This window comes from Aquisalinus luteolus (assembly GCF_009712425.2).
In the GTDB taxonomy this organism is placed as follows: domain Bacteria; phylum Pseudomonadota; class Alphaproteobacteria; order Caulobacterales; family Parvularculaceae; genus Aquisalinus; species Aquisalinus luteolus.
Genome location: NZ_VCJR02000001.1, coordinates 696999 through 719679, shown reverse-complemented (window position 1 = coordinate 719679; position 22681 = coordinate 696999). Strand labels below are relative to the sequence as shown.

Annotated in this window: 16 protein-coding genes; 4 read left to right on the top strand and 12 right to left on the bottom strand. The window is 60.7% G+C overall.

The window, feature by feature from the left end; genetic code table 11:
• The first annotated feature begins 2 nt into the window (after positions 1-2).
• From FF098_RS03225 to FF098_RS03210, 4 genes are all read left to right on the top strand, one after another.
• Entirely contained in the window at positions 3-1163 is a 1161-nt protein-coding gene (locus tag FF098_RS03225) for an endo-1,4-beta-xylanase (protein ID WP_155137289.1), read from the top strand.
• 39 nt (positions 1164-1202) lie between these two features.
• On the top strand, positions 1203-2663 hold the full coding sequence (gene xylB / locus FF098_RS03220) for a xylulokinase (RefSeq protein WP_155137286.1): 1461 nt from the start codon (positions 1203-1205) through the stop codon (positions 2661-2663).
• Complete coding sequence (gene xylA, locus FF098_RS03215; RefSeq protein WP_155137283.1) at positions 2663-3976, top strand: xylose isomerase; 1314 nt, start codon at positions 2663-2665, stop codon at positions 3974-3976. The genes xylB and xylA overlap by 1 nt, the downstream gene beginning before the upstream one ends.
• A 171-nt stretch (positions 3977-4147) precedes the next feature.
• Positions 4148-5221: a LacI family DNA-binding transcriptional regulator gene (locus FF098_RS03210; protein ID WP_155137280.1), complete on the top strand. Its 1074-nt coding sequence runs from the start codon at positions 4148-4150 to the stop codon at positions 5219-5221.
• Positions 5222-5236: 15 nt separating this feature from the next.
• Here the strand turns inward: FF098_RS03210 and FF098_RS03205 are convergent, their stop codons facing one another.
• The 12 genes from FF098_RS03205 to FF098_RS03150 form a co-directional block, all read right to left on the bottom strand.
• Positions 5237-6232, bottom strand: a complete 996-nt coding sequence (locus FF098_RS03205; RefSeq protein WP_155137277.1) for a nucleoside hydrolase — start codon at positions 6230-6232, stop codon at positions 5237-5239.
• A gap of 94 nt (positions 6233-6326) precedes the next feature.
• Complete coding sequence (locus tag FF098_RS03200; RefSeq protein WP_155137274.1) at positions 6327-7745, bottom strand: sugar porter family MFS transporter; 1419 nt, start codon at positions 7743-7745, stop codon at positions 6327-6329.
• A 253-nt stretch (positions 7746-7998) separates the two neighbouring features.
• The gene (locus FF098_RS03195) at positions 7999-8694 is read right to left on the bottom strand and encodes a DUF6445 family protein (RefSeq protein WP_155137271.1); all 696 of its coding nucleotides are present in this window, start codon (positions 8692-8694) and stop codon (positions 7999-8001) included.
• 118 nt (positions 8695-8812) lie between these two features.
• Complete coding sequence (locus FF098_RS03190) at positions 8813-10099, bottom strand: TRAP transporter large permease (protein WP_155137268.1); 1287 nt, start codon at positions 10097-10099, stop codon at positions 8813-8815.
• Entirely contained in the window at positions 10090-10587 is a 498-nt protein-coding gene (locus FF098_RS03185; RefSeq protein ID WP_205967355.1) for a TRAP transporter small permease, read from the bottom strand. The genes FF098_RS03190 and FF098_RS03185 overlap by 10 nt, the downstream gene beginning before the upstream one ends.
• Entirely contained in the window at positions 10580-11593 is a 1014-nt protein-coding gene (locus FF098_RS03180; RefSeq protein ID WP_155137262.1) for a TRAP transporter substrate-binding protein, read from the bottom strand. Before FF098_RS03180 ends, FF098_RS03185 begins: the two co-directional genes overlap by 8 nt.
• A gap of 135 nt (positions 11594-11728) precedes the next feature.
• Entirely contained in the window at positions 11729-13876 is a 2148-nt protein-coding gene (locus FF098_RS03175; RefSeq protein WP_205967354.1) for an alpha-glucuronidase family glycosyl hydrolase, read from the bottom strand.
• A 150-nt stretch (positions 13877-14026) separates the two neighbouring features.
• Positions 14027-15082, bottom strand: coding sequence for a glycosyltransferase (locus FF098_RS03170; RefSeq protein WP_166426295.1), 1056 nt, complete (start codon positions 15080-15082; stop codon positions 14027-14029).
• Positions 15079-16671 (bottom strand): oligosaccharide flippase family protein, encoded by a 1593-nt coding sequence (locus tag FF098_RS03165; RefSeq protein WP_155137256.1) that lies wholly within the window; start codon positions 16669-16671, stop codon positions 15079-15081. The genes FF098_RS03170 and FF098_RS03165 overlap by 4 nt, the downstream gene beginning before the upstream one ends.
• 3 nt (positions 16672-16674) lie before the next feature.
• The gene (locus FF098_RS03160; protein WP_155137253.1) at positions 16675-17511 is read right to left on the bottom strand and encodes a polysaccharide pyruvyl transferase family protein; all 837 of its coding nucleotides are present in this window, start codon (positions 17509-17511) and stop codon (positions 16675-16677) included.
• Positions 17512-17696: 185 nt separating this feature from the next.
• Positions 17697-20267: a glycoside hydrolase family 3 protein gene (locus FF098_RS03155; RefSeq protein ID WP_205967353.1), complete on the bottom strand. Its 2571-nt coding sequence runs from the start codon at positions 20265-20267 to the stop codon at positions 17697-17699.
• Positions 20268-20462: 195 nt separating this feature from the next.
• Entirely contained in the window at positions 20463-22640 is a 2178-nt protein-coding gene (locus FF098_RS03150) for a M3 family metallopeptidase (protein ID WP_155137247.1), read from the bottom strand.
• Positions 22641-22681: the final 41 nt, after the last annotated feature.

The following is a 22681-nucleotide window of genomic DNA, read 5'->3' as shown; positions in this document are numbered from 1 at the left end:
ACATGACCCGCTGGTCTCGCCGCGAGTACCTGACCTATTCCCTCGGCACGGCTGCAATGGCCGGTGCTGGTGCCCTGTCCCCTGCTTTTGCTGCGTCTAATGAAGCATCTTCCCTCGCCGCTATCGCCGCCGAAAAGGGCATCCGTTTCGGCACGGCCATGGCCGCCTATCAGGTCAATGACCCGAAATATGTCGAGATCGTCCTGAACGAGTGCAACACCATCGTCGCCGAGAACGAGCACAAATGGTACACGATCCATCCGCAACCGGACGTTTGGAATTTCGCGCCCGGCGACACGCTGGTCAACTTCGCCAAGGCCAACAACCTGATGATGCGCGGCCACACGCTGATCTGGCATCACCCGCAATGGTTCCCCGACTGGGTCAACAACAAGCAGTTCTCCAATGCCGCCGAGGCCGAGGCGATGCTGGATGATTACATCGACCGGGTCGCGACCCATTACTCCCCCTATCTCTATTCCTGGGACGTCGTGAACGAGACGATCGACCCGGAAACGGGCGAACTGCGCGAGACGTCGTTCTCCCGCGCCATGGGGCCGGAAGTGATCGACTATTGCTTCCACCGCGCCCGCGAATACGCACCGAACGCAACGCTGGCCTATAACGACTATATGAGCTGGGAGAGCGGGCACGAGAAACACCGCACCGGCGTGCTGAAACTGCTGGAGCGGCTGGTTGCCAATGGCGCGCCGATCCAGGCGCTGGGCATCCAGAGCCATTCCAACGACAACAACCCGGACGAGTTCACCGCCGACAAGCAACGCACATGGCGGGCCTTTGTCGAGGAAGCCATCGGCATGGGGCTGGAGATCTACATCACCGAGTTCGACGTCAACGACACGGAGATGGACCCCGACCCGGCGGTTCGCGACGAGATCATGGCAGCGTACACGAAGGACTATTTCGACTTGATGCTGTCCTACGAGGCGACCAAGGAAATCCTGATCTGGGGCATGGTCGACAAATATTCTTGGCTTCAGGGCTTCAAACCCCGCGAAGATGGTGTTGCAAAACGCCCGACTCTGTATGATGCCGACTACAAGGCAAAAGCCATGCGCGATGCTGTCGGCCAGTCGCTGAAGGCGGCGCCGGTTCGAGACCCGGGCAAGGCCGACCCCCTTCGCGGGAAGAGTGAAGGCTGAGACGGAACTTCAGGGCAGGAAAGAACGGATTGGATTTGAATGTTTCTAGGTATTGATATCGGCACGTCCAGCGTGAAGGCCGTGATCACTAACGCCGATGGCGACGTGATCGAACAAGCGACTGCGCCCCTGCCCATCTCGCGGCCGAAGCCGCTATGGTCTGAGCAGAACCCGGCGGACTGGTGGTCGGCGACCAACAAGGCTGTACTGGAATTGTCGCCAGACCGGCGCAAGGCTGTCGAGGCAATCGGCCTGTCCGGCCAGATGCATGGCGCAACCATCCTCGATGCCGAGGACAAGCCGCTGCGCCCGGCGATCCTGTGGAATGACGGCCGCTGCGCCGCCGAATGCGCGGAGCTGGAAGCAGCCGAGCCGAAATCGCGCGAGATTACGGGCAACCTCGCCATGCCGGGCTTTACAGCGCCGAAGCTGGTGTGGGTGAAGAAATACGAACCTGAAGTCTTCGCCAAGACAGCCAAGGTGCTGCTGCCGAAGGACTATGTCCGCCTGCTGATGACCGGCACCTATGCCAGCGACATGTCGGATTCCGCCGGCACGCTGTGGCTGGATGTCGCCAAGCGCAAATGGTCGCCGGAAATGCTGGCCGCGACCGGCCTCGATGAAAGCCACATGCCCGAGCTGTTCGAAGGCTCGGAGGTTACCGGCACGCTGAAAGCATCAGTCGCAAAAGACTGGGGCATGGATGCCGTGCCTGTTGCAGGCGGCGGCGGCGACAATGCTGCCGGTGCCGTCGGTGTCGGCGTGACGGAACCCGGTCAGGCCTTCCTGTCACTTGGCACCTCTGGCGTGCTGTTCCTTGCGGGCGAAGCCTTCCTGCCGAACCCGGAACGGGCTGTGCATGCTTTCTGCCATGCCCTTCCCAATGCCTGGCACCAGATGACGGTGATGTTGTCTGCAGCGAGCTGCGTCGACTGGGCGGCACGGATGACCGGCACACACGATGCAGGCGAGATCATCGCCAAGGCCGCCGCGAAGGACCGCCTCGACGGGCCGGAAATCTTCCTGCCCTATCTGTCGGGCGAGCGCACGCCCCATAATGATCCGTATGCCCGCGGCGTGCTGTTCGGCCTGAACCATGACACAGATCCGGCAACCGTCGGGCAGGCGGTGATGGAAGGCGTTGCCTTTGCCTTCCGCGACGGGCTCGATGCCCTCGTCGAAGGTGGTGGCACGCTGAACGAGGTTACCGTCATCGGCGGTGGATCGCGCTCTGCCTATTGGGGCCGCATCCTGTCGGCAGCGCTGGAAACGCCGCTCGTCTATCGCCGCGATGCGGAGGTCGGCCCGGCCTATGGCGCCGCCAAGCTGGCCCAGCTGAGCATTTCCGATGCCGACCCGGCAACGGTCTGCGCTCCGCCGCCGGTGCGCGAAACCATTGAACCGAAACAGGCCGATATCGACGCCCTCGCCGCCAAGCGGGAGCGTTTCGGCACCCTGTACAAGAACTTGAAGTCAGTATTTCCACAAGGAGACCAGTAATGAGCAGTTCGGAATTTTTCGCCAAGATCGACCCGATCAAATATGAAGGCCCGGAGTCCAAGAACCCCCTCGCCTATCGTTATTACGACAAGGACCAGATGGTCATGGGCAAGCGGATGGAAGACTGGCTGCGCCCGGCGATCTGCTACTGGCACACCTTCTGCTGGGACGGTTTCGACGTCTTCGGCGGCGGCACGTTCAACCGCCCGTGGCACAAGCTTGACGGCCAGGAAATGGCCGAAGCCAAGCTGGACGTCGCGTTCGACTTCTTCACCAAGCTGGGTACGCCCTATTTCTGCTTCCACGATATCGACATCATGGCCCCGGCCGCTGACATCAAGGAGCACACGAACAATTTTGCCGCGATCCTCGACAAGGTCGAAGAAAAGATGGGCGAAACCGGCGTAAAACTGCTGTGGGGTACGGCGAACGTCTTCTCCCATCCGCGCTTCATGGCCGGCGCCTCGACCAATCCGGACCCGGAAGTGTTCGCGTTCGCGGCGACCCAGATCCGTCAGGCGATGGACGCGACCAAGCGCCTGAACGGCGAGAACTACGTCATGTGGGGCGGCCGTGAGGGTTATGACTCGATCCTCAACACCGACCTGAAGCGCGAAATGGACCAGCTCGGCCGCATGGTTTCCCTCGCCGTCGACTACAAGCACAAGATCGGCCTGTCCGGCCCGATCCTGATCGAGCCGAAGCCGCATGAGCCGACCAAGCACCAGTATGACCGCGACACGGCGACCGTGTACGGCTTCCTGAAAAAGTACGGCCTGGAAAATGACGTGAAGGTCAATATCGAGACCAACCACGCGACGCTCGCCGGCAATTCCATGGAGCATGAAGTCGCCACCGCCTTCGCGCTCGGCATTTTCGGCTCCATCGACGCCAACCGCGGCGACCCACAGAACGGTTGGGACACCGACCAGTTCTGGATGGAGAACATGGAAATCACCAAGACCATGTATCACATCGTCAAGAATGGCGGGTTCGAGACCGGCGGCTTCAATTTCGACTCTAAAGTGCGCCGCCAGTCGATCGACGCCGAAGACCTGTTCTATGGTCACATTTCCGGCCTCGACGCGCTGGCCCGCGGCCTGTTGTGTGCCGTCGACATCATGGAAGACGGCCGCATGCCGGACTTCGTCACCGAGCGCTATGCCGGCTGGGATGGCGAGTTTGGCCAGTGGCTGCTGAAACAGGGCTCTCTCGACGAGATTGCCGACCGTGCCGTGAAGGAAGGCCTCGATCCGAAGCCGAAATCCGGCCGTCAGGAATATATGGAAGGCCTGCTGAACCAGTTCGTCTAGGCAGATGACACCAGCACCCGAAATACAGGCCCGCCGCACCTCCGCGGCGGGCTTTTCTGTATCCAGCCGCCAGCCGGGTTGCCCATGAATTGCCATCGGGGGCATAGAGTTGTCGACTCGGCATTCAGTACGCTATAGGCTTTGCAAGCAGGGACAAGAAACGACAATAAAATGAGCCAGTCACAGATCCGCATGAACAAGCGCCAGTCCGTCACGATCAAGGAAGTGGCCGAACGCGCTGGCGTCTCGCTGATGACGGTCTCCCGGGTGCTGAACAAGCAGAGCGTGGTAAAAGACGAAACCCGCGCCCGTGTCGAAGAGGCAATGCGCGAGCTGAACTATCGCCCGAACATGCTTGCCCGCGGGCTTGCCGGCGGCAATTCCATCTTCATCGGTCTCGTGCACGCCAACCCGTCCGGCAGTTATCTCAGCGAGTTCCTCGTCGGCGCGCTCAACAAGTGCCGTGAACTGACGCACCACCTGGTGCTGGAAGACATGGTCATTGGCGAGGATACGAGCGTGGAGGAGTTCGAACGCCACCTGCGCAATATCGGCCTCGACGGCATGATCGTGACACCACCCCTGAGCGAGAACCCGTCCTTCATCCAGGCCCTGCGCAATATCGCGGCGCCGTTCGTACTCGTCTCGCCCGGCGACAATGCGCCGGAAAATGCCAGCGTCCTCATCAATGACCGACAGGCGGCAGAGATGATGACCAATTACCTGATCGAGAAGGGCCACACCCGTATCGGTTTCATTCTCGGCAAGCCGGACCAGTCATCGACCTATCGCCGCCATGAAGGCTATCTGGCTGCGATGAAATCCCACGGGCTGGAGATCGCCAGGGATGATGTGATCCAGGGCGCGTTTACCTATCGCTCCGGCATGCAGGCGGCCGAAAAAATCCTGGGCCAGGCTACGCCGCCAACCGCGATCTTTGCCAGTAACGACGACATGGCCGCAGGCGTTATCGCCATGGCTCACCAGCGCGGGCTGAAAATTCCGCAGGATCTTTCCGTCGTCGGATTTGACGACACGCCGATCGCAACCGCGATATGGCCGCAGCTGACGACGATCCGCCAGCCGATCGCAGACATGGCGCAATCTGCCGTGACCATGCTGTCGGAAAGCGTTGCAGGCTCCAACGGCAATGGCGCAAAACAGTCTTCAGACGGGCACGATCACCTGGTGCTGGATTTCGCCATTATCGAACGCGACACGGTCGGTGTGCCGAAGAAAGGCTGACGCGGTCCGGACCGGCTAGGCTTCTTTCGTCAGCAGGCGGGCGATCTTCTGTTCGAACCCTTCAAGGTCTCGCCATGCCATGGCGCAGCGCACAGCTGTACCAGCTTCCTCATCGACGAGCGTCATCCCCTCGTCGGTCACGGTGATGGGCAGGGTCTCGATCTCGACATGGCTGTCATTATAGGCAAGCTCCACTGCGAGGACGTCGAACAACGTGCTGCTGACCTGTGAGGGGTCATATCCTTCCGGCATCCAGTCGACATTGGGCAGCCATGTCTCGTAATTCTCGATGGTCGCGCGCGCGAGCGGATCGGCGCTGCGGTAGACGCGCTGATAGTCCTCGCCGTCGAGCACGATCAGCCCGCATGTATCGAGCGGCGTCAGCAGGATGTCCCGCCATGGCGCAGACAGGAGCGTGCGCAGGGCTCCGGGATCGGCAACGACATTATATTCGGCGACCGGCTCCCCAGCCCCGCCATAACCGACATCGATGGAACCGAACATCCCGATCAGCCGGGCATTACGGAAGACTTCAGGGCGCTGACGGATCGCCTCAGCCAGGACGGGCGCGGGCCCGACGGAGAGTACAGTCACCGGCTCTTCCGAGCTTTCGATGGCCGCGAGAATTGCTGCGACGCCATCCTCGAGGATCGCGCCTGGATAGTCGGTGAGCTGATAATCGCCGATCCATTCCGATTGCGGACCGTCCCAGTCGTCGCGGTTCGGCCCGAGACTGACGGGTACGTCGGTGCGCCCGGCAAGCTGGAGCAGTTTCGCCGTCAGCCGTGCACGGTATGGCGTCGCGCTGCCCTCTGTCGCAACGAGCTTCAGGTCGAGCTGCGGGCAGCGCAGCAGGTAATAAAGCGCCCACGTGTCATCGACATCGCCGCCAATATCAGTGTCGAAAATGACGGGGATGGAGCGCAGGTCCGATGGCCCTGCCCCGCAGGCGCCAAGCATGGGCATTGCCGCCATCAGCTGGAGGATCGTCCTTCTCGAAATGTGGGTCATGACCGCTCCTGCCCTGATATGTTTTTCCGCACTCTAATGAAAAAAGGCCGCCCTTCACAAGGCGGCCTTTCGATAATGATCTGTGAGAAGAGGGCTAGCCCTGCATCTCTTCCAGTTCCTTGCCTTTCGTCTCCTTGACCGCCCAGAAGACGAAGAAGACCGAGATCAGCGCGCAGACTGCGTAGAACGCGTAGGCGCCCGACAGGCCGATCCATGCCGTTGCCAGCATCATCGGGAAGGTCAGCGTGATCGCGAAGTTCGAGATCCACTGGAAGAACCCGGCGACTGCGAGACCGGAACCACGGATCTGGTTCGGGAACATCTCGCCAAGGGCAACCCACATGACCGGGCCCCATGACATGTTGAAGAAGAACACATAGGCGTTCGCGGAAATGAGCGCGGTACGACCGACATCTTCCGGCATGCGGACCGAGCCGTCGACCAGAGACGCCTGGGAGAAACACCAGACGAGAAGGCCGAGCGTAACGGTCATGCCCATGGAGCCGAACCACAAGAGCGGCTTGCGGCCGATGGCATCGATCAGCACCAGCGCCACGATGACAGCACCGATGGAGACGGCGCCGGAGATGACGTTGATGAGAAGCGCGTCAGCTTCCGAGAAACCGACAGCCTGCCACAGCACGGCGCCGTAATAGAACACGACGTTGATGCCGACGAGCTGCTGGAACACGGCAAGGCCGATACCGACCCAGACGATGGGCTTGAACACCGTCCCGCCGAACACGTCGCCGAGGCTCGGCTTGTGGTCCGAGGCAAGCGATTCCTTGATCTCGGTGACTTTCGTCTTGGCACGGATCGCGCCGGAGAGTTTCTCCAGAACACCGCGGGCTTTCTCGACCTTGCCATTGGCAACAAGATAGCGCGGGCTTTCCGGGATCAGCAGGAGAGCAAAGAAGAAGATGAAGGCCGGGATCAGTTCCATCCAGAACATCCAGCGCCACGCTTCGAAGCCCATCAGCCATTCATTGGTCGAGGCACCGGCGGCACCGGCGACGAGGTAGTTGCTGACGAAAGCCATGAACAGGCCGGTGATGATCGCGACCTGCTGGATCGAAGACAGGCGACCTCGATACTTGGCGGGCGCGACCTCGGAGATATAGGCCGGCGACATGACCGATGCGGCACCGACGGCGAAACCGCCGAGTACGCGATAGATGATGAACTCGATGGAGCCGTTGGCAACACCCGAGCCCCATGCGGAGACAATGAAGAAAACGGCGGCGACGATCATCATCGTGCGGCGACCGAAAGCATCTGACAGCGTACCGGCAAGCGCGGCACCGCCGGCGCAGCCGAGCAGCATGGAAGCGACGTTGAAGCCCGTGCCTGCGCTGTCGGAGTTAAATGCGGATTGCAGCCCGTCTACGGTGCCGTTAATGACGCCGGAGTCGAAGCCGAAGAGAAAGCCGCCGATCGTGGCGACGATACTGATGAGAAGAACGTAGGCAAAGCTGCCCTCGCTCTTCGGAGCGTCTGCGGTTGTTTCTGACAATGTTCCATCCCTTCGATACTGGCCACTGCCCTACTCTGGCAAACATGGCACCCTGTTTGTTGTCTACCCTTGGCTTGTCTTCTTATTGTTAGGGCTAACAGCCACGATACGGCACTTAAGCCGCCAAGATCAACAACAGTTTGGGATAAGATCACAGGCCGGGAGCGTCAAGCAACAGAAAACTCTGCGGGTGCAGCAGGCATGACCCGCGACAGGTGTGACGAGCAAATTGGCTACAGGCGACTGGTGTATATCAGACCGTCACCAGCGCGTTCATGGTCAGGCGGCCCTTGCGCGGATTTTGAGGGAACCTGAACCAGTCGGGGATCAGTCCGGAGTGAAGCGTATTGCCCCGATACATCAGGACACGATTGAAGATGCCATCCCAGCCGGCGATACGCTCGAAAAAGGGGTTGCTCTGCTTCATGTATTCCTGCGGCGGTGGCCCGTAGTGGCGAACCTGTGCCTCGACAGTACCGCGATAGGATGGCGCGCGCCGAGAGGTGACAGTTTCAAACCCTGTCTGCACATGCCGGAAGAAACCGGTGCCTCCCGCCTCGTTGCGCGCGATGTAATGCAGCACGGCGATCGAGTTCGGGTATGTGCCGTCATAATGCGGCATGCGCTGGAACGGCACGAGTTGGTCGGGAGGGGTCGTGACCAGCGAATAGGCACACTGCTCCACTTCCGGCTCTTTGTGTCTGCCAAAGACATCGTATATCACCGGGCCGAGAATCTGTTTGACCGTCTGTCTGTATTTTTCGCCGGCAGGGGCCCGCACCCCGGGATAAAAGGGTGAGCGGATCGGCCAGTCCTCCAGCCGCTCCGCAGATTCGACCAGCGCGTCTGAGTCTTCCAGGAAGTTATCGACAACGACAACAGGCTCGCCTTCGGACCCGACGGAACTGACATGACATTTAAAATCAGGGTGCTGATTATAAATATCCAAGACAAAACTCCGGCACGCGTTACCCAACTGCCGGTTGACTAACATGCTCCCGCCCGGGCGCATAGTTACAGTGGCTTAAAGAAGCCCTGTGAGAAGCCATTGCACAGTGATGGTTTCGTCAGTTTCCGCTCATCAGGTTCGGCAGGCCCATGGACAGGAACGGCACGAAGGTCACGAGCATCAGCGCGGCAAGAAGCGCCAGGTAGAACGGCCAGATCGAGCGCACTGTCTCCTCCACCTTCACCTTGCCGATAGCCGAGCCGAGGAACAGCACCGAGCCGACCGGCGGCGTGACGAGACCTATCGACAGGTTCAGGAGCAGCACCATGCCGAACTGAGTCGGGTCCATGCCCGCCTTCTCGGCAATGGGCAACAGGATCGGCGTCATGATGATGATCAGCGGCGCCATGTCCATGAAGGTGCCGAGGATCAGGAGGATCAGGTTGATGATCAGGAAGATGACGATCGGGTTTTCCGACGCCGCAGTGATCAGCCCGGCGAGCATTTCCGGCGCCTGCAACAGCGCCAGCAGCCAGCCAAAGGCACCGGCGGAGGCGATGATGAACATGATGATCGCCGTGGTGCGGGCAGCACCTGCCGCGGCCATGGCGAATTCCTTCCACCCCATTGAGCGGTAGACGAGCCCGGCGATGATAACCGTATAGACAACGGCAACGGCGGAGCTCTCGGTCGGCGTGAAGACGCCCGCGAGAATACCAACGACGATGATGACGGCGGTCATCAGACCGGGGATCGCGACGATCAGCCCGATGATGAGATTGCGCCACCCCGGGAACGTACCGCGCGGATAGCCGCGCTTTTTCGCTACCAGCCATGCAGCGACCATCAGCATGGCACCGGCGATGATGCCAGGCACGATACCGGCGAGGAACAACTCGCCGATGGAGATGCCGGAACCGGCTGCTGCGGCATAGATGATCATGTTGTGCGATGGCGGGATGAGGATGCCGAGCACCGCCGCACAGACGGTGACGTTGACGGCATAATCGCCGTCATAGCCGCGCTCGCGCATCATCGGCATCAGCGCCGAACCAATGGCGGATACGCTGGCGACGGAAGACCCGGAGACGGCACCGAACATCATGGAGGCACCGATGGTGACCTGGCCAAGCCCGCCCTGGGCGCGGCCGAACATGGCCTCTGCCACCTTCACCAGCCTCTGGGCTATCCCTGCCCTGTACATCAATTCCCCGGCAAAGACGAAGAAGGGTATCGCCATCAGGGCAAAGGTGTTGATCCCCGCCGCCATGCGCTGCAGGCCGACGATGGGCGGGATGTCCATGTAGATGAAGGTCAGCAGGCTCGCCCCGGCAAGCGCAAACGCCACCGGCACGCCCATCAGCAAGAGGATGAGGAGTGCGCCAAGCAGGAGTGTCAGTTCCATAGTGGTTCAACCTCCTGCCCTTTTATGGCGGCAAATATGTGTTCGAGTGCGAAGAAAGCGATCATCAAGCCACTGACGATCACAGGAATATAGGCAAAGCCGCGCGACATGCCGAGGGTCGGGATATTGTGCGGCCAGGTATAGCCGGTCAGCTGGACGCCCCAGAGGATCATGCCGATGCCGATCAGGCCGACGATGACATGGGTGATGATTTCCATCGTCCGGCGCGCCTTGCTGCCGAGCGGATCGACCATGGCGGTGATGCGGATATGGAAATTCTCGCGAATACCGACAGCGGTCGCGAGAAAGATGAACCAGATCATGAGGAGGAGCGATGCCTGTTCGGTCCAGGACGGACTGGCGTTCAGCACGTAACGGGCAAACACCTGCCAGGTGATGATCAGCGTCATCGCACAAAGGCCGGCAGCCGCAAGGGTGAGCGAGACCCGGCTAAGCAGCTTGGAGAGTTGTGTGAGGAAATCAGGCACTGGCTTCCTCCATCGACAGGATGTCATCGACGATATTCTGCATTTTAGGTGTGGTGATGAAACGGTCCCAGACCGGCTCCATCCGTGCAGCAAACAGCGACTTGTCGACATCCTCTACGACCTCGACACCACTGGCGAGGACGGTCTCGCGGGCCTCGTCAACCAGCGCATCCCAGAGCTGGCGCATATAGGGCACGGATTCACGGGCGGCCTGAAGTACTGCCTGCTTGTCATCATCGCTCAGGCGGTTCCAGCGATGGGCGGACATGACGAGCACTTCCGGTGCCAGCACGTGCTGGTCGAGCGTGTAGTATTTAGCGACCTCGAAATGGCGGGATGTGTAATAGGACGGCCAGTTGTTCTCCGCCCCATCGATGACGCCCTGCGTGATGCCGGTATAGATCTCGCCATAGGGCATGGGCGTTGCGTTGGCGCCCAGCGCCTCGACCAGGGAGACATAGAGATCGGAGTTCTGCACCCTGATCTTCATCCCCTTCATGTCGTCCGGTTCGTGGATCGGACGCCGGCCATTATAGAAGCTGCGCGCCCCTGAGTCGTAATAGCAAAGGCCGATCAGGCCATGGGGCTCCAGCGCATCGAGGATCGCCTGCCCCGGCGCACCGTCCATCGCGGCGCGGGCATGGGCGATGGAATTGTACAGGAAGGGCAGAGCCGGGATGAACGTCTCGCGCGCTATGGAGTTCAACGGCGCGATGTTGACCCGGTTTAGATCGAGCCCGCCGAAGATGGTGATCTCCAGCGTGTCTTTCTCCGCGCCCAGCTGGGCACCCGGATAGATATTCATCTTCATCCGGCCGTCGGTCAGCTCTTCCAGCCGCCGCGCCATGAAGCGAACAGCCTCGACTGTCGGATAGCCATCGATCTGGGCGTCGGCGGCGTAGAGAATCTCCCGCCCCTTGCCGCAGCCGGTCAGGCCGAGCGCGCCCACCCCGGCACAGGCGGCGAGTGCCCCCCGTCGGGTCAGATTGGATTTCTGGTTCAGCAAGAGCTGCTTCCTTCCCTGTCTTCCCTGTCCGGCACTTCATGAGCGCCGATTATCCAGTTTTGCCACCGGTAACATTATTGTCGGCTGCCGACAACAGCGACATCTAGCCTGATCACCCTTCGCCCTATCTGCCCCTTATCCATTTCCGGGAGCGGAGGGGAAATGCCGTGACTTGTAATAGTCTACATCATGGGGCGGCACGTCATAGCCGTCAGGCAGGTCGCGGCCTGAAACTTCCATGAAATAGGCAAGGCAGGCATTGCGCCACCAGCGGGCTTCCTTCTCCTGTATGGCGAGGAAATCGGCAATCTGGGCATGGCGTTCGGCATCCACATAAGGCGCCATCTCGTCCCAGGTCGTGCGCATGGCCTCGACCTTTTGCACGCCTCGCTCGTAGTAGAAAACGATCTCTTCCCACAGGGTACGCCCGCTACCCATCTCGTAATCCCAGCTGAGATGGTGGAACCAGAGCAGGAGTTCATCCGGCGTGGTCGCGGGATCGTCCCACTGCTCCCGAAGGAATGGCGCATATTGGGAGACGGCGTCGGAGCCGGTGGAAGAACGATCGAAACCGATCCCTTCCTCGTCAGCCTTGTGATAATAGGCCGGGTTCCAGTCGGGCCGGCCGAGATCGTCGACCCACGGGCCGGGCCCGTAATGGTGGCCGGTCGCCATAAGGTGATGGAGGCCGAGCGGTGTCATGTAGTCGACCACCGCCTCGCGCGATCCCATCATCATCTCGACGACAGGATCGAGGAACTCTGCCTCAGGTGTGAAGGTCATCGCAGCCCATTCGCGGGCGACCGTCTCGGCATCCTGCTCGGGGTCCCAGGCGAGACGCCCGAAGGCATACCAGTTGGCCTGATCGAAGATTGACCCGGACCAGTTGCGGTCGGTGCCGATATTGGCAACGCCCGCCATGGCGCTGACCGTGTAGTCGTCATTGTCGGAGACCATCATGTCGGTGACGGTCAGGGTCTCGCCCTCTCCGGTCCTCTCCGCGGGGGCGTCCAGCGTCTCCTCCCACATCGTGCCGAGATAGGCGAGATGGGTGGCAAAGCCGAGATATTCCTTGGTGATCTGGAATTCCATCATCAGCGTCGTGTCTTCCACGCCGGCAAAGAGCGGGCTGAACGGCTCGCGCGGCTGGAAGTCGATGGGGCCGTTCTTGACCTGGATCAGGACGTTGTCGCGAAACTCGCCATCGAGCGGTACGAATTCCTCCCAGGCCTGTTTGGCCCGGTCCTGCGTCTCGTCGGCGGCATAGACAAAGGCCCGCCACATGACGATGCCGCCATGGGGCGCGACAGCATCGGCCAGCATGTTGGCGCCATCGGCGTGGTTGCGGTCATAATCCTGCGGGCCCGGCTGGCCCTCGGAGTTCGCCTTGACGAGGAAGCCGCCGAAGTCCGGGATGTAGTTGTATATCTCGTCAGTCTTTGTTTGCCACCAGGCCTGCACCTCTTCATCCAGCGGGTCTGCCGTCTCCAGCCCGCCGATCTCGATCGGGGCGGAGAAGCGCGCGGTCAGGTAGACCTTGATGCCATATGGCCGGAACACATCGGCAAGTGCGGCGGCTTTTTCGAGATATTGCGGCGTCAGCACCTCTGCATTGGCGTTGACGTTGGTCAGCGACGTGCCGTTGACGCCGATGGCGGCATTGGCGCGGGCATAGTCCGTATAACGCGGATCGAGATAGTCCGGCAGCTTGTGCCAGTCCCACAGGGACTGGCCGGCATAGCCACGCTCGACATAACGGTCGAGATTGTCCCAGTGATTGAGGAGGCGATGCTCGGTCGCCGGGCGCGAGACAAGCTCCATGCCTGCAATCGGTTCACCCTGAAGCAGGTGCTGCAGGAAGGCGAATGTACCATATAGCACGCCGATCTCACTCTCAGCCGCGATGACCGTCAGAACGCGGCCGTTGCGGCGCATCTGGGTGATGGCATAACCCTCCGGCCCGACATCCGCGCTTTCTAGGTCGAGACCTGAGAGCTCATCATAGGTGCCGGCAACCAGCGCATTGCCGCGCGGCATTGCCGTGCCGACGGTGACCGTCCTGTCGAGAATGCCGGAAAGGCCCGTTGCCATTTCCTGGCGGGCGGCTGCGATGGTCGCACCCTGCCCCAGCACGGCGATGGAGGAAATCTGACTGTTGTAGTCAGCGCGCAGCTCGACCGGTGCCTGTTCATAGCGCAGCCAGAGATCGTAACCGTCCTCGGCCTTTGCCGTCAGACCTGTAAGCAGCATCAGGGCAGCCAGAAGCGCCATGGGGTAGTTCATCGTTTCCTCCGCGGCCGGACCGGCCTGTCATGATTTCCCGGATCAGCCTGATATTGTTCTGATTAATGGCTGACGACCAGAATGTTAGCAGTAACAGGCGGCTTGTCCAAGACAAACCGTGCAATCGATTGCCGAAGATTCAGGGAATTTCTAGCGCAGCATCAAGCCGAGACGGGTGCGCAGGAAGCGGCCCGTTTTTGCCACAGCCGTCGGACGGCTGTCCGGCTCCAGCTTCCACATGATGAGCTTGCGAGCCATAGGCTTGGGGCCATAGCCGAGAAGAACGAACCACAGGCGCTGGCCGATCTTCGTGCGCAACAGCGCGGTCTCGGGGATGGCTTTCAGCGCATCACCCGCAACACGCGCGCGCGTGTCCTCTGCGAATGGATGGCTTTCCGGGGCAAGCAGCAGCGAAACGAGACGGCTTTCCAGATGCGACTTGTCGTGGCGGGAGATAGTGTCCTCGACCGGAAGACCGAGCCTGCGGGCGTGGCGGATGATTTCGCGATGGCGCTCGGCGTCATGGTTCAGGTACCAGCGCGTACGCTTCAATAGGCTGCTCTGGAAACTGGAATGGTTCGCGCCATGGCGGCGATAGCCGGAGAGCGGCCTATCGATACTGCGGCTCTCGCCATAGAGCGGCACGACGGCAGACAGATAGCCATCCCCGCCTTGCCGGAACGCTTCCTGATCCATCGGCATCACCTGCGCCAGCGCAGCGCGGGAAAAGACGAGGCCCGAGGTGATCGTGCCATCATAGCGGCCGTGTTTCAGGAGTTTGCTCGCAATATCGCCACTGGCGAGCGACTGCTGTTCCGGCGGGAACAGGTCGCCGAGGGTGCCGGTCTCGTCAGCGATCAGCATACGGTAGTGATAGATGGCGACGCCCTGCTCGACATTGGCGCGGATCGCCTCTATCGCCCCCGGCAACAGGAAGTCATCGGCATCAAGGAACATGACGAGGTCGCCGCGCGAGGCCGCAAAACCTGAATTGAACGCGCCGCCATGGCCCTTGTTGACCTCGTGCAGTACAGGCGTGATGCGCTCGCCATAGCCGGCGATGATTTCTCTGGAATGATCGGAGGAGACATCGTCGACGACGATAAGCTCGACCTCATCGTCCGCCTGGGACAGCACGCTGTCGATGGCGACCGGCAGGAAGTGGGCGTAATTGAAATTGGAGATGATGATAGACAGTATGGTCACACCTGCCCGCCCGTAGTGCTCGCTGTTGGTGCGTTGCCCGCAGCGGCCCGGCCGCGATCGATGCGACGGCGCAGGCGGATGATCATGCCCTTTATGGAATGCTCGGTGTCCGGCTTGCGGATGAAAGCCATGACGGCTGGAAAGAACATCCCCGCCAGAAGGGAGACATAGACCGCCCCGCCAAGCGCGATGGCAGAGGCGAGCACGAAGACTTCGTGCAGGGTCTGGCCTTCCGCTCCCTGCCCCTCCGCCCAAGGCACGTACAGCGAGACAGCCACGAACATGACGGCCCCGCAGGCGGCGATCTTCGTGAACGGTACGAGCACATCACGCCAGTTGAAGGCAACGATCGAGCGGACGGTGAGCCAGGTTGCCAGGAGGCCCGGCAGGCTGGACGCGGCCATGCCGACAGCAGCGCCATTAAGCCCGCCATAAGCCATGCCGATCACGACACCGGCGATGATGAAAACCGCCCGCGCCGCCAGCAGCCAGAACAGCGTGCCGGACCTGTTGACGGCCCTCATGAAGGCATAGAGCCCGACGCAGGGCGCGGTGATCGCCTTTGAGATCGCAAGCCCGGCGAGGATGCCGGCGGCAGGGGCGAATTCCCACCCGAGAATGACCTTGGTCAACGGCCCAGCCACCGCGGCAATGCCGACAAGGATCGGCAGCAGGAGAAATGTGTTGGCTGTACCGCTCCACACGACGGCGCGGGCGCGCTCCTCCTCGCTTTTCAATTCCGCGAAAGCCGGGAATAGCATACGGGCGAGCGAATGCAGGATGATATCGCCCGGTAACGAGGACAGCCGGTTGGCGACGCCGTAAAGCCCTGCACTTGCGGCCCCGAGACCGCGGGACACCAGCAGGACCGGCGCCTGGACGGCAAAGAAATTGACGAGTTCACCGCCGGTCGACTTGACCGCGTAAGGCACCATCGGACGGATGAGCGCGAGCTGGGGACGTATCGCCGGATAGAGCTTCGTTGCGCGGGTGAAGACGATGAAACGGATACCCTGTGCAAGGAAATGCTGGAGCACCAGCGCCCATGCCCCTGCCCCGAGAAAAGCCGCGATGATGGCAAGAACCGCAGCCGTCGTCTCGGCGGCAAGTCCCGCTTGGGATTCAGTGCGGTATTTGTTGTCTGCCACCAGCAGGATCGACATGAATTCCGCCGACAGCATGATCGGTGTCAGGAGAGCGACTGCGCGCAGGTACGGGACGGCCTGCGGCAGTCCGATAAGGGAAGCAATTGCAGGGGCAAGCGCAATGACGATCAGGGCGCAAAGCCCGGCAATGATCAGCGTGATGGAATAGGCCGTGCGCCATGCGGCAGGATTGTCGCGGTGAAAGACGATGACAGCGGCAGACAGCCCGCCGCGCCCGCCAAGGATCGCGATGAACATGATCAGGGCCATGGAGGCCGCGACGATGCCGAACTCCTCAGGCGCCAGCAATCTGGTCAGTACCGGGATCAAGGCGAGCTTGATCAGGAACGACGCGCCATGGGCGGCGGCAAGCCACCCTGCCCCCTTCGCAACGCTATGGGGCCTGAAGACCGCTTCCTGTCTATAGTCCTGTTGCTCGCTCACGGGTCAACTCGCACGGCTGAGCGTCTGGGATGCGAGGTCGTTCACAGACATCGGCTCCTCGACCAGCGACACCTGATCCCCGAAATGCGGCGCCAGTGATGCATCGTAGATCGCCCGTATCTTGAAATAATTGCCGGTGATCAGACGAACCTTACGGCCGACGATGCAGGCACCGATGGCGACATGCAGGCGGTCGGTGACCACGGTCTCATAAGCGGCGATACGGGAAAGGAAATCATCGCCATTGGACATGTGGTCGCCCTCGAGGCTGAGATCGACATTGCCACCGGGGACTGCCTCCGCCGACAGGCGCGATTCGCGGTCGGTCCGCAGGAACATGCCGGTGCCTTGCGTCGGCGCGGGCCAGACGCGCCCGCCCCCCTTTTTTCGGCAGGCGGCATAGAGGGCCATGTCGTGACAGAATTCTGAGTTCGGGGCGAAGTCCACGCTCTGGGCTTCATCGCGCCGGAACATGACGGCACGTTTTGGCAGGCCATCGAGCGCATAGGTCGACGGCAGCACCATCAGCCTGTCGGTGAACCGGTCGATGAAACGGCAATAGTCACGGGCAAACCCGTAATGCTCGGACCAGGCCCCGCCACCGCCATAGAGAAAACAGGCGTTTCCCTTCACCAGCCATGGCGCCAGCTGATAGCGCGCACGGGTGTAGCCAATATTGAGCTCATGGTGTTCGAAGCCGAAATCGGCCAGGAACTGCTTGGTCGCATAGCGGATCAGGCCGTCGCCATAATTGCCCGGATTGGGAATATAGACGAGGCGCCGCCCGTCACTCAGCGCTCTCAGCCTATCGGCGAGATATTCGAAACGTTCCAGCATCATCGTCAAGCGATAGCACCGAAACCTAAACAGATTGTTCCGAAAGGCCGGGAATGGCGGCTCGCCGGGGCTTTCAGGCAAAAAAAAGCCGTGTTCCGCGTAAGGCAAGGCCAGTACGGAACACGGCAGTAATAGTCAGCTTCTAGAAGGCAGTCAGGCCGGCTTCCCGGTGCAAAGACAGGCCTGACTTACAAATTGCAATCTGCGTCGCCTCCATTGCTGACAATCTGCGCGGACTGGATCTGCACGGTGAGCGGACCCTCCGACGAAATACCAAACGGTACTGTAACGTTGCTGACATCGAGACCTGCTTCGGCAAAGCAGCTGAGCTTGACCTGGGATGTCTGCCAGCCTGCCCCGGCGAGGCCGACGAACTGGTCGGACAGGTCGAGCGTCGCGCCGCAATCAGTGCCGCACTCGGCAAACAGGGACGTTGCGCCGACAGTGTCGCCGGTTACCTGATAGGTAAACTCGACGACCATGTCGCCATTGGTCTGGCGTGTCAGGTCGACCGGCTGGCCGGAAATGTAGAAGCGCGCCGGTGCCGTCCATGTGACGATACTGGTATCTTCCTGCGCCTCATAATCGGCAGGTACGACAGACAGCGAGCCGCTCGGCGTTTCGCCGGTCGAGCCACTGATCTGGTTCTCGCCCTCGCCATCGGTGATAACCATGCGCCATGGCGAGCTGGCATTGCCGGCAACGATCAGGCTGTTGAGGCTGACAAGGCCATCCTCGCCGAGACCGGAATCTTCCGACAGTTCGCCGATCACTTCCTCGTCGCCATAGGTCAGGCCATAGCCATAGGCAAAGAGCGGATCGTAATCATCGTCCCCGACATTGAGCACATCATCAATTGCCGTTTTCGGCCAGGAGAAGGAGAGCGTGCCGGTGAAGTCGTTATTCACGCTGCCATCGGCATTGGCCATCAGGACATCGGCGACACCGATGCCTTCCGAACCCGGCAGCCAGGCGGCGACGAATGCATCGGACGCATTCATTTCCGGCGAGGTGAACATCGGACGGCCGGACAGGAAGACCGATACGACCGGGATACCTTCTGCCTGCAGGGCGCGCATCGTTGCGAGCGGACCATCATCGGCAAAGTCCAGATTGGCACGGTCGCCCTGGAACTCGGCATAAGGCTCCTCACCGAACACCACGATGGCGACATCCGGTGCTTCGTCATAGCTGCCGTCTACGGACAGGGTGACAGAGCCACCGGCTGCCTCGGCTGCCGCTGCGATACCGTCATAGATCGAGGTGCCGCCGGGGAAGTCGCTGTTCTCATTGTCCGTACCCTGCCAGTTGATGGTCCAGCCACCGGACTGCTTGCCGATATTGTCGGCACCGTCACCAGCCATCAGGATGTTGAGCGAAGGATCGAGTGGCAGCGTGCCGTCATTGTTCTTCAGAAGGACGAGCGACTGGCGCACGGCGCGGCGGGCAACCTCGCGGTGCTCGTCACTGCCAAGCAGGTCCCACTCACCGGCATAGGGCCGCTCGGACGGCAGGCCCGCCTCGAACACACCGGCGCGCAGCTTCACGCGCAGGATGCGGGACACGGCCTGATCGAGACGCTCCATGGAGATGGTGCCATCCTGAACCTGGGCCAGCGTGTTTTCGTAGAGCCCCTTCCAGCTGTCCGGCGCCATGAACATGTCGAGGCCGGCATTGAAGGCCTGTGCGCAGGACACGTTGGTACAGCCGGCGACCTGGCCGTGACCGTTCCAGTCACCGACAGTAAAGCCGTCAAAGCCCATGCGATCGACGAGAACGTCGGTCAGCAGTTCTTCATAGCCGTGCATCTTGCGGCCATGCCAGTCATTGAATGATGGCATGACAGTCTGGATGCCTGCTTCGGCAATTGCCGCCGGATAACCCGCAGCGTGAATATCGCGCAGGTCTTCCTCCGAGGACAGGTTGGAGCCCTGATCGACACCGTCTTCGGTGCCGCCATCGCCAAGGAAGTGCTTGGTAGTGGAGATCATGTGCTCATCGGACAGGAAATCATCCGTACCCGGCTCGCCCTGGATGCCTATGACGATGCGGGGGGCATATTCTGCAACGATGGCGGGATCTTCGGAATAGCTCTCATAGGTCCGGCCCCAGCGGTCGTTGCGCACGACGGCAACAGTCGGGGCAAACGTCCAGTCGAGACCCGTGACCAGCATTTCCTTGGCCGTGATCTCGCCGATCTCTTCCATGATCGCCGGGTCGCGCATGGCGCCGAGGCCGATATTGTGCGGGAAGAGTGTTGCGCCGACGATGTTGGAATGGCCGTGGACTGCGTCCGTGCCCCAGATTGCCGGGATGCCGACACCGCCATCGGAGGTATCGGTCGAGGCGAGCCAGAACTCGTCAGCCAGCGCCAGCCAATCTTCAGCCGGCGAGTAATTATCATTGTTCGGGGCGGAGCTGCCACCGTTCAGCACGGAACCTAGATTGTACTCACGCACATCTTCCGGCGTGACGGAGGCGATATCGGCCTGAATGACCTGGCCGACCTTCTCCTCTACCGTCATCTGGCCAAGAATTTCCGTGATCCGTTGTTCGACAGCCTCGTCGCGGCCGATGGCTGATTCTTGTGCCGGCCAGATGTCAGGATTGACCATGCTGTCGGTATCGGTGCTCTCGACCTCGGCAACATCAGTTGGCTCGGGTTGCTCGCTGCCAGCATTGCTATCGGCAGGCTGGCTGCAGGCGGCAATGGTCAGCGCCGTGCCGGCGAGCAGAATTTCTTTCAATGAAAAAGACACAGTTTTCCTTCCCAGGTTCAAACTTCAGGATTTGCACATCCTGTATGTTCTCATTCTTTTGTCCATGATTATCAAGGTGTCTGACACCGGTGTCAACATTATTGATATATTGAGCCCAGCTCTCATGATATGGAAAAACCCGGCAGTTTCCTGCCGGGTTCTCATCGTCGGTTTCAAATCGGGTCCAGCGCCTCGCTATTCCTGTTCAGGGATCGGAAAACCGCGGTCCCGCATCAGCGCATCAACCTTGGCATCGCGGCCCCGGAAAAGGCGATAAGCCTCAGCCGGGTCGATGGAGTTGCGCGGGGCGAACAGATAGTCGACCAGCTTCTGAGCCATCTCTGCATCGTAATAGCCGCCAGGCGCCTCGGCGAAGGCCTCTGACGCATCGGCAGTCAGCACTTCGGCCCACATGTAACCGTAGTACCCTGCAGAATAGCCCTCGCCGGAGAAGACATGCCCGAAATGCGGCGAGCGGTGACGCATCGGCAGTTCATCCGGCATGCCCAGCTCTTCCAGCGTCTCACGCTCGAATGCGTCCGGGTCGATACCGGTCGGATCGACCGTGTGGAACTTCATGTCGACAAGGGCCGAGGCGAGATACTCGGTCGTCGCGAAGCCCTGGTTGAACGTCGCGGCATTCTTGATCTTGGCGACAAGTTCGTCGGGGATCGGCTCACCGGTCTCGTGATGGACCAGATAGTTCTCGATCACCGGCTCGGTCAGCAGCCAGCGCTCCAGCAATTGCGACTGGAACTCGGTATAGTCGCGCACGCCGCCATTCAGCGTCGGATAGGCGACGTTCGAGGACAGGTAGTGCAGCGCGTGGCCGAACTCGTGGAAGAACGTCTCCGCATCGTCCCATGAGATCAGGACCGGCTCGCCCTCAGCACCCTCGATGAAGTTGGAATTGTTCGAGGACAGGACATTGGTCTCGCCATCGAATGTCGTGTAGCTGCGATAGCTCGTCGCCCACGCGCCGGAGCGCTTGCCCTGACGGGCGAAGGGATCGAGATACCACAGGCCGACATTCTCGCCGGTGGTCTTGTTCGTGACTTCCCAGACTTTCACATCCGGATGGAAGACAGGCACGCTGCCCTCCTCCACCGGCGTGAACCCGAAGTCGAACAGCTCTCCGGCGACGTAGAACATCGCCTCGCGCAGCTTGTCGAGCTGGAGATATTGCTTCACCTCATCGGAATCGAGATCGTATTTCGCCTTGCGGACTTTCTCCGCATAGAAACGATAATCCCATGGCTCGATAGTGATGTCGGCACCCTCTTCGTCGGCGATCGCCTGCATGTCGGCGACCTCTTCCTCGACACGGGCGATGGCGGCAGGCCAGACGGCAAGCATCAGGTCGTAGGCCTGCTCGGGTGTCTTCGCCATGCGGTCCTCCAGGCGCCACTGGGCGTAATTGTCATAGCCAAGAAGGCCGACACGCTCGTCGCGCAGCTGCAGGATCTTGGCGATGATCTCGTTATTGTCGTACTCATCGCCATTGTCGCCACGATTGTAATAGGTGCGCCAGACCATCTCGCGCAGGTCGCGCTCGGTCGAGAAGGTCAGGAACGGGTCCATGGACGAGCGCGTGTTGGTGACGGCATATTCGCCCGGACGGTCACGCTCCTCAGCGGCAGCAGCCATCGATTTGACGAAGCTCTCCGGCAAGCCGCCGAGCTGGTCTTCCGTCAGGTAGGTGACGTAGAATTCCTCGTCATGCAGGACATTGTTGGAGAAATCCGTGTGCAGAACGGACAGCTCCTTGTTGATCTCCGCATAGCGCGCCTTGGCCTCGCCATCAAGCTCTGCGCCATTGCGCACGAACCCGTCATAGGTCAGGTCGACGACGCGCTTCTGGTCATCACGCAGCTCGTCATACCCCTCGCCTTCCTTGACCGCCTTGATGCGCTGGAACAGCGCTTCGTTCTGGGAAATCTTCGTGGAGAACTCAGACAGTTTCGGGGCCATTTCCTGCTGGATCGCACGGAATTCCGGCGAGGACATGTTGGACGACCAGATGCCGTAATAGGTGAAAACACGGTCCAACTCAGCGCCCGCCCGCTCCAGCGGAACGATGGTGTTCTCGAAAGTCGCCGGTTCGGTGTTGGCGGTGATCGCATCGATCTCTGCTAGCTGCATCGCCATGCCGGCCTCAAGCGCCGGCTTCAGCGCATTGAGGTCCATCTGGTCGAATGCCGGCACGCCTTCATAGGGACCGGTCCATTCGGCGAGCAGCGGATTATTGTCGGCCTGTGCCATGGTCGTCATTTCTTCCTGGGCATTCGCCGTGATGGAGAGGCCGCCCGCCATGAGCGCAATAGCGGCAGCGGACACACCGCTGATCAATCTGGTCTTGAATGTCTGTTTCATACCAATTCCTTCAGTTATCCCCGTGTTATCTTCATGGGATA